The following is an 8,782-nucleotide window of genomic DNA, read 5'->3' as shown; positions in this document are numbered from 1 at the left end:
CAGCGTTCGTCCTGAGCCAGGATCAAACTCTCAATAAAAAGTTTAATCTTTCAGCTCTTAAAACTTACTTATAAAAGAATTGCTGGTTTAAGTTTGCTTATATATTATTCTGTTCAATTTTCAAAGACCATTTTTTCTTATCGCTCTCAGCGACTTGTTTAGTATATTACTTATATTTAATATTGTCAATACTTTTTCGATATTTTTTTAATATTTTATTTTGTATATTTTTTAAAGACCTTTTTTATATTAACCATATTCCTACTTTCCCATTTTATTTAGTGCTCAGATTATGTAAAATTGTAATTTATACTCAAAATATTTATTATCGCTTTATTTTCCTTTTAAATATAACTAACATTGTGATATGCTAAACTAATTAATAAAAAAGACTTTAAAGTTATAAATACCTTAAAGCCTTTTGATGTTATTTCTATATATTTATAACCAAATAGCATTTATTTGATATTAAAGCGCAAACTAATATTTATGAAATAACTATTCTTAATATTTAAAATTTCTCGGATATATTACCATTGGAAAATTCTTAGTTCCAATATATTTTTCATTTTCTCCTATTTCCATTCCTTTTTCAATTATCATATTGTTAATCTCTGAGTTAACCTTAATAACTGCATTTTGCATTAATATACAACCTCTTAATTTTACTCCCTTCGCAACGTGTACACTTCTTCCTATAATGCAATCTTCAACCTCTCCCTCTATATAAGATCCATTAGCTATTATTGAATTTTTTACTACACTATCTTCTGTATATTGTGTTGGTGCACAATCTTTAGATTTAGTGTAAATTAAATCTTTATTACAGAATATTTCTTGGCTGATATCTTCATCTAAAAAATCCATATTAGTTTTATAATATTCTTCTAATGTATTTATGCAACTTACATAGCCTTCAAATTTATGAGCATAAACCTTTAGACTTTTTAATTTTGAATGTATAAATTGTTTTACTTTTCTATATTCTCCACTTCTTATAGAGTCATATACTATATCAATAAATATTTCTGTTTTCATTAGATACATTTCCATACTTATATTAGCATGTTTTTTTTCTCCTAAATTTTCTCCAACACTTATAACTCTATTTTTTTCATCTATATTTAAAACATCACAATCAATAAATGATTTGTCTGCATTATTCACCTCTTTATAAATAACTGTAATATCATTATCGCTTTTTTTGTGATTATATATTATTTCACTATAGTCTATATTACATATCATATATGAAGGAGCTAATAATACATATTCTTTTCTACTATATTTAACAAAAGCTATATTATCTAAAAAATTATGAACATCTTCATAATAAGGTTCATTATCTCCAAAGTTAAACACTTTAAGTCCATCTTTTTTCCTATGCAAATCCCAAGGTCTACCATTAGTTAAATGATCCATTAATGATCTCGATTTATTTTTAGTAAATATTCCTATACATTCAATTCCCGAATTAGTCATATTCGATAATACAAAATCGATAATCCTATACTTTCCTCCTATTGGAACAGAACCTAGTACTCTTTTTTTTACTAGTTCCTCCATTCCTTTTTCATTTTCATCTAAATTTATTATTCCTATGCAATCTTTCATCTTCCTTTCACTCTCCATAAATTAAAGTTTATATTCTGAATCTATCCTACTTCCTTTTTCTATATATTCTTTAGATGCAACAACCGCTATTTCTTTTCCATTTCCAATATGAGATTCTTTTCCTATTCTTGCATCTGCTCCTATTATTGCCTTCTCTATTACTACATCATCTTCTATATAAGCATTATTCATTATTACAGAATTTTTTATTATTGTATTTTTTCCAATATGAACTCCTTGAAAAAGTACAGAATTTCTTACTTTTCCTTTAACTACACACCCTTCAACAACTAATGTATTTTTAACACTAGCATCTTTTCCTATCATTTGTGCTGGACTTACAGGGTTTTCAGAATATATTTTCCATTCATCATTATGAAGACATAGTTCATTATCATCTTTCAATAAATCCATATTTGCTTGCCAAAGACTTTCTATAGTTCCTACATCTTTCCAATATCCCTTGAAAGGATAAGCAAATAACTTATTATTCTCCTCTAACATCTTTGGAATTATATTCTTTCCAAAATCATTATTCGATAATGGATTCATTTCATCTTCTAATAGATGTTTTTTTAAGTTTTCCCAATTAAATATATAAATTCCCATTGAAGCATTTGTACTCTTTGGGAACATTGGTTTTTCCTCAAATTCATAAATAGATAGATCTGGATTTGTATTCATTATCCCAAATCTAGTTGCCTCTTCTTTAGAAACATTTATTACTGCAATAGTCGCATCTGCTTCTTTCTCTTTATGAAAATCTAACATTTTAGAATAATCCATTTTATAAATATGATCTCCTGATAATACAAGTACATATTTTGCATTATAGCTATCTATATATTCTATATTCTGATATATTGCATTTGCAGTTCCCTTATACCATTTTCCTCCATCTTCTTCTTGATATGGTGGTAATATACTAACTCCACTTCCTCTTCTATCTAAATCCCAAGGACTTCCTATCCCTATATGTGAATTTAATTCTAAAGGTTTATACTGAGTTAATACTCCTACAGTGTAAATTCCTGAATTTGAACAATTACTCAAAGGAAAATCTATTATTCTATACTTTCCTCCAAAAGGAACTGCTGGCTTTGCTAAGTTTTTTGTTAAAACTCCAAGCCTTGAGCCTTGTCCTCCTGCTAATATCATTGCAATCATATTATTCTTATTCATATCCACTCTCCTCTCATATCTTGCTTTACTTTCTATATCAATAAAACATATGATAGGATTTTTAGATTTATACATAAGTTTTTAAAATCAAAATAAGGTTGTTTAAAATCTAAACAACCTTACTTCTTAAATTAAACATAAAACTAATTTTTATATTATAAATTTTTGTATATAAGTTCTGATCCCCAAATGCCTGTTGCATATTCTGATATTGTTCTATCTGACGAAAATATTCCTGAATGTGCTATATTTATTCCACATTTTCTTTGCCATTTATATAAATCTCTAAATTCATTATCAACTCTAGAATTTGTTTCTATATAAGAATCAAAATCTTTTAAAACAAAGAACTCATCATTATAAGTTATTAAATTATCATATATTGGTCTAAACCTTTCTTTATCAGAACAATATCTTCCATTTATTAAATCATCTATTACTGCTCTTATTCTCTGATCATCTCTATAATATTCATAAGATGAATATCCACCATATTTGTAATAATCTAATACTTCTTGCGATTGCAATCCGAATATAAATATATTATCTAATCCAACTTCATCTTTTATTTCTATATTTGCCCCATCTAATGTAGCTATTGTTAATGCACCATTCATCATAAATTTCATATTTGATGTTCCTGATGCCTCTTTAGTAGTAGTTGATATTTGCTCACTTAAATCAGTAGCTCTAATTATTTCTTCTGCTAAAGAAACTCTGTAGTTATCTAAAAATACTACTTTCATTTTTTCATTAACTCTCTTATCATTATTTATTACATTAGCAATCTTATTTATTAATTCAATTGTATTTTTTGCTAAGTAATAGCTAGGAGCTGCTTTCCCTCCAAATATAAATGTTCTTGGAACCATATCCTTATTAGGATTTGCTAAAATCTCATTATATAAATGCATTATTTTTAAACAATTTAAACTTTGTCTCTTATATGCATGAATCCTTTTTACCTGAACATCAAAAATTGAATCAGGATCTATTATTATCCCTTTTGTATTTAAAATTGTTTTTGCAAGTTTTTCTTTATTTAATCTTTTTATTTTTGCAAGTTCTAATTGAATTTCTTTTTTACGCACTTCAGCTTCAAATTTAATTAAATCTGTTGGATGCTTTATAAATCCATCTCCTATTGTATTTTTAAGAAGTTTAGTTAATTGTGGATTACTTTTTATAAGCCATCTTCTATGAGTTATTCCATTGGTTTTATTATTAAATTTATTTGGATAAAAATAATATAAATCTTTCATTTCCTGTTTCTTTAAAATTTCAGTGTGAAGCTTGGCAACCCCATTTACACTATGACTTCCTACTACTGCTAAGTGAGCCATTCTAACTTGTCCATCAGCTATGATTGCCATTCTAGAAATCTTATCCCATTGACCTATATATTTATTCCAAAGTTCTTGACAATACCTTTTATTTATTTCTTCAACTATCATATAAATTCTTGGTAAAAGTTCCTTAAACATATCTATTGGCCATTTCTCTAATGCTTCTGCAAGTATTGTGTGATTTGTATAAGAAATAGTTCCAGTAGTAATCTTCCAAGCTTCTTCCCATCCTAATCCTTCTTCATCTAAAAGTATCCTCATTAATTCTGGAATAGCTAATGTTGGATGAGTATCATTTATATGAATAGCTATTTTTTCATCTAGATTTTCTATTCTTCCACCATGTTTCTTATAATGTCTAATTATACTTTGAACTCCAGCAGATACAAAGAAATATTGTTGTTTAAGTCTTAATATTTTCCCTTCATATTGAGTATCATTTGGATATAAAACCTGTGAAATTGCTTCAACTGAATTTTTATATTCTAAAGCTTTTAAAAATTCACCTCTACTAAATGAAGAAAAATCAAATTCATCACTTACAGTTTCTGCGCTCCAAAGCCTTAAATTATTTATTGTCTCATGTTCATATCCTACTACTGGAGTATCATAAGGAATAGCTAAAATAGGTTCATAATTTACATGAGTAAACTTCATAACACCATTTACTTCTTCTGTAATCACCTCTCCACCAAATTTTACTATTTCTTTTTTATCTTGTTTTCTTTTCTCCCATAAATTCCCGTCTCTTAGCCAATTATCTGAAACTTCAACTTGCTTATCATCTACTATTCTTTGTTCAAAAAATCCATATTTATATCTAATTCCACAACCATGTCCTGCAATATTAAGTGATGCCATAGAATCAAGAAAACAAGCTGCTAGCCTTCCTAATCCTCCATTACCTAATCCTTGGTCATGTTCTAAGCTTTCTAATTCTTCTAAATCTATTCCTAAATCTTTTAATGCCTCTCTACAGACATCTCTTATTCCTAAATTTAATAGAGCATCTCCAAGAAGTCTTCCTAATAAAAACTCCATTGAAAAATAATAAATCTGTTTTTCTCCACTATTATTATATTTCTTTGTAGTTTCTACCCACTTTTCGCCTACATAATCTTTTACCAAGTTACCTAAAGCTTCATATTTTTTATAACTATTACCTTCACCTAGTTCTTCCCCATGAATTTCAAGAAATTTTTTTAAATAAGCCTTTTTGAATTCTTCTTTTCCTATATTTATCATAAAAATATACCCCCTATTTATAAGGATTATCTAAAAGCTCTCATATAATTTTAAATAATCCTTTGCGGATTTTTCCCAGCTATTATTCGAATCTAAAGCTTGTTTTACTATAGAATTCCAAACATCTTTATTTTTAAATGTATCTAATGCCTCTTCAATAATATTTACCATTTCATAAGCATTATAATTCTTAAAACTAAAACCATTTCCTTTTCCAGTATATTTATTAAATGCTGAAATTGTGTCTTTTAATCCCCCAGTTTCTCTAACAATAGGTATAGAGCCATATCTTAAAGCTATAAGTTGTCCTAATCCACAAGGTTCGAATAAAGAAGGCATTAAAAATATATCTGAAGATGCATATATTTTATGTGCTAAAGAGTCATCAAAAAAAATATTTGCAGATACCTTTTCTCTATATCTATATTGTAAATTTTTAAAATGCTCTTCAAAATGATGATCCCCTGTTCCTAAAATTATTAATTGTACATCTCTTTGCAAAATTCTATCAATCATGGAGACAATTAAATCAAGTCCTTTTTGACTTGTAAGTCTTGATACTATTCCAATTACAGGTATATCTTTATTTATCTTAATTTTAAGTTCTTTCTGGAGATTTATTTTATTTTCTTTCTTACCTTGTTCGTAATTATTTCTATTAAATTTACTATATATAAATTTATCATTTTCAGGATTATATTCATCATAATCTATTCCATTTAGTATTCCATGTAATGCATAAGCTCTTTCATTTAATATAGAATCCATTCTCTCTCCATATTCCACAGATTTTATTTCATCTACATACGAATTACTGACAGTAGAAATTATATCAGAATACATAATTCCACCTTTCATAAAACTTATCCCATCATCAAATGCTAAACTTCCATTATAATAAGGTTCTAAATCATATCCAAATAATTCAGATAATATATTTTTATCAAAAGTACCTTGGAATTTTAAATTATGAATTGAAAATACAGTTTTCATATCACAATAAAATAAATCTCTTGAATACTCTAACTTTAATAGCACAGGTATCATTCCCGTATGCCAATCATTACAATGGATAACATCAGGCTGATAATTAATCTCTTTCATAAAATCTAATACAGCTCTAGTAAAAAAAGCAAATCTCTCACCATCATCTACATACCCATACATTCCTTCTCTTCCAAAATAATATTCATTATCTAAAAGATAATATTTAACTCCTTCATAATCATATTCAAATATTCCACAATATTGATTTCTCCAGCCAACTTTGACCATAAACCATTTTATAAATTTAAGTTTATTATTTAATTCCTTCTTTATATTTTTATATTTAGGAATTATAACTCTTGCATCCACACCATTCTTAACCAACTCCTTTGGTAATGCTCCTAATACATCTCCAAGTCCTCCACTTTTAATAAAAGGGTTTGCCTCTCCCCCCACATATAAAACTTTCATTTATATTAACTCCTTCTATACCATATTCTCTATATTCTCATATTTCAAAACTTATTTTTCTTTCAATTTCATAAAAACTGTACCTATTAATTGAATCTTAATTTTAATACCCTATCCTAACCCATAGGTACATTAATATTTTACAAATCCTATACCTCCCCTAAATTATAGATTTACTTATATATATTATTCTTAATTAATTTTAAAATTATGCAATCCCAATTTTTTTACTTCTTATATTAATTCTATTAGTATGAATTTTATTATTTATTATTTTAACTCTAATTAAATGAACTATCATTGCTATTGCTATTGCAATAACTAAATTAACACATACAGTCAATATAAGAGTTAAAATAAGTTCAAATCCACTAGCTTTATCTTCTTTAATAAGCTTTATACAATCACCAAAATTCCCCATATTATATGAAACCACTATAAGTATAGCTGCTAATACAGTTAAAGGAACATATTGAAGAAGTGGTACACATATAAGAAGAATAAATAATAATATTCCAGCATGAACTAATCCAGCTAACGGTGTTCTTCCTCCATTTTTTATACTTGCAGTTGTTCTAGCTATTGCTCCTGTAGCTGGTATTCCTCCAAATAAAGAAGATACTATATTGGCTATCCCTTGACTTATAAGCTCAGTATTTGAACTATGTTTTTCTCCTATCATATCATCTGATACTACAGCTGTAAGTAATGCTTGTATGTATCCTAAAAATGCTATAGTTATAGATGGTAGTATAAGATTTTTAATATTAATTGTTCCCAAAGCCGGTAATTCAGGCATAGGAATTGAGGAGCTAAGGTGTCCAAAAGAGCTACCAATTGTATCTACATTTATATTCATAAACTTTACAATTAATGTAACTACTATTAATGCAATTAAATAACTAGGTATGATTCTATTTACTTTAGGAAATGTAATTATTATTAATATAGATATTATCCCCAATATTAAGGTAGTTATACTTACAGTTTTAAATGATAAAATATATAAATTCCATTTTCCAAAAAAGCTAACAGGAAGCTTACCAGTTCTAAGACCAAAAAACTCTTGTATTTGGGCACTAAATAAAACTACTCCTATTCCTGCTGTAAAACCCAAAATTATACTTTTAGGTATAAATCTAATCAAATTTCCTAAACGAAATAATCCTAAAATAATTAAAATAAATCCAGCCATTAGAGTTGATATTATTAATCCAGTAAAACCATATTTTTGAATTACTCCATAAACAATTACAACAAATCCTCCTGTAGGTCCTCCTATTTGTACTCTACTTCCACCAAAAATAGAAACACATAAGCTTGCTAAAATTGCAGTTAAAAGTCCTTTTTCTGGACTAACTCCTGATGAAATTCCTATAGCAATAGATAATGGTAATGCAATAATAGCAACAACACTTCCTGCTATAACATCATTAATAACTTGTTCTTTTGTCAATAATTTTTTTCTGTTTTGAATCATAGAAAAAAACTCTGGTTTTTTCATTTATAAAAATTCCCCCTTTGATTTTTAACCGCGTAAATAAGAGACAGATTCTAATTATCTGTCTCATATCACATAAATTTTTTGTAAATTAATTTTATCCATTAAAAAAAGGATAGTTTATACTATCCTTTTCTCTTTCTCACTTGGCAACTTCCTACTCTCCCACACAGTCTCCCATGCAGTACCATCGGCGTTATAGAGCTTAACTTTCCTGTTCGGAATGGGAAGGAGTGTACCCTCTATGCCATCATCACCAAATTATCAGATGTTCTCTGAAAATTGCACATCAAATTCTGTTGATATTTTTATTGGTCAAGCCCTCGATCTATTAGTATTAGTCAGCTGAACATGTTACCATGCTTACACCCCTAACCTATCAACCTTGTGTTCTTCAAGGGATCTTACTAGCTTACGCTATGGGAAATCTAATCTT

General features: G+C 27.5%; 5 protein-coding genes and 2 rRNA genes. All 7 read right to left on the bottom strand.

The annotated features are described in order from the left end of the window. Nucleotides 1-504: 504 nt before the first annotated feature. Nucleotides 505-1,614 carry a glucose-1-phosphate adenylyltransferase subunit GlgD gene (glgD, locus tag CLTHE_RS13215; RefSeq protein WP_080023868.1) on the bottom strand — a complete coding sequence of 370 codons (1,110 nt, stop codon included), beginning with the start codon at nt 1,612-1,614 and terminating at the stop codon, nt 505-507. Nucleotides 1,615-1,635: 21 nt separating this feature from the next. After that, the gene (locus CLTHE_RS13210; RefSeq protein ID WP_080023867.1) at nt 1,636-2,796 is read right to left on the bottom strand and encodes a glucose-1-phosphate adenylyltransferase; all 1,161 of its coding nucleotides are present in this window, start codon (nt 2,794-2,796) and stop codon (nt 1,636-1,638) included. A gap of 155 nt (nt 2,797-2,951) precedes the next feature. Further along, nucleotides 2,952-5,387, bottom strand: coding sequence for a glycogen/starch/alpha-glucan phosphorylase (locus CLTHE_RS13205; RefSeq protein ID WP_080023866.1), 2,436 nt, complete (start codon nt 5,385-5,387; stop codon nt 2,952-2,954). 30 nt (nt 5,388-5,417) lie between these two features. After that, nucleotides 5,418-6,845, bottom strand: coding sequence for a glycogen synthase GlgA (gene glgA / locus CLTHE_RS13200; protein WP_080023865.1), 1,428 nt, complete (start codon nt 6,843-6,845; stop codon nt 5,418-5,420). 208 nt (nt 6,846-7,053) lie between these two features. After that, nucleotides 7,054-8,349 (bottom strand): SulP family inorganic anion transporter, encoded by a 1,296-nt coding sequence (locus tag CLTHE_RS13195; RefSeq protein ID WP_080023864.1) that lies wholly within the window; start codon nt 8,347-8,349, stop codon nt 7,054-7,056. Between the two features lie 141 nt (nt 8,350-8,490). Then, nucleotides 8,491-8,607: ribosomal RNA gene (gene rrf, locus CLTHE_RS13190) — 5S ribosomal RNA — on the bottom strand. A 50-nt stretch (nt 8,608-8,657) separates the two neighbouring features. Beyond that, a 23S ribosomal RNA gene (locus CLTHE_RS13185) occupies nt 8,658-8,782 on the bottom strand; the annotation flags it as partial.

The sequence above is a fragment of the Clostridium thermobutyricum DSM 4928 genome, from assembly GCF_002050515.1.
Classification (GTDB): Bacteria; Bacillota; Clostridia; order Clostridiales; family Clostridiaceae; genus Clostridium; species Clostridium thermobutyricum.
Note: the sequence above shows the minus strand (reverse complement) of the source record. Positions and strands in the feature narration are given on the sequence as shown.

Coding starts and splice junctions, on each gene's coding strand:
- glgD (WP_080023868.1), bottom strand. CDS start 1,614: ATGAAAGATTGCATAGGAATAATAAATTTAGATGAAAATGAAAAAGGA.
- CLTHE_RS13210 (WP_080023867.1), bottom strand. CDS start 2,796: ATGAATAAGAATAATATGATTGCAATGATATTAGCAGGAGGACAAGGC.
- CLTHE_RS13205 (WP_080023866.1), bottom strand. CDS start 5,387: ATGATAAATATAGGAAAAGAAGAATTCAAAAAGGCTTATTTAAAAAAA.
- glgA (WP_080023865.1), bottom strand. CDS start 6,845: ATGAAAGTTTTATATGTGGGGGGAGAGGCAAACCCTTTTATTAAAAGT.
- CLTHE_RS13195 (WP_080023864.1), bottom strand. CDS start 8,349: ATGAAAAAACCAGAGTTTTTTTCTATGATTCAAAACAGAAAAAAATTA.